This is a genomic window from Cupriavidus sp. WS (assembly GCF_000395345.1).
Classification (GTDB): Bacteria; Pseudomonadota; Gammaproteobacteria; order Burkholderiales; family Burkholderiaceae; genus Cupriavidus; species Cupriavidus basilensis_B.
The window spans coordinates 1-398 of the sequence record NZ_AQPL01000312.1 but is presented as its reverse complement, the minus strand read 5'-3'; the positions used below and the strand labels follow the sequence as shown (position 1 = coordinate 398).

Genomic DNA, 398 nt, shown 5'->3' with positions numbered 1-398 from the left:
CGGCCAGCGCGCGCGCCAGCGTGTCCTGCAGGTAGTCGCCGTAGACGCGGCGCGGCGCGAAGGTGTTGCCGGCATCGGCGGCGAGGCCGTGGCGCGCCAGCCAGTGCGGGAAGTCGTCCAGCGCTTCCGGGAACAGGCTGAAGTTGAGCGCGGGGCCGTTCAGGTAGTGGGCCGGGTCGGGCGTGCTGTAGGCCAGCCCGCGGCCGACCTCGGCGCGCGGCTCGAAAAGCTGGATGGCCAGCGGCGCGCTGGTGTCGCGCAGCAGGCGGATGGCGGTCAGGGTGCCGGCCATGCCGCCGCCGACGATGGCGATGCGGCGCGGCCCGGGTTCGGTGGCGGGGCGGAATCGGGTCATGGTGGTCTCAGGCTGCGGCGGGCGCCTCGGCGGCGGCCCGCAG

1 protein-coding gene is annotated in these 398 nt (G+C 75.9%); it reads right to left on the bottom strand.

The window, feature by feature from the left end; translation table 11 throughout:
* Window positions 1–355, bottom strand: a 355-nt coding sequence (locus K206_RS39130) for an FAD/NAD(P)-binding protein (protein ID WP_043367043.1), incomplete at its 3' end; no start/stop codon positions are given.
* Window positions 356–398 lie beyond the last annotated feature (43 nt).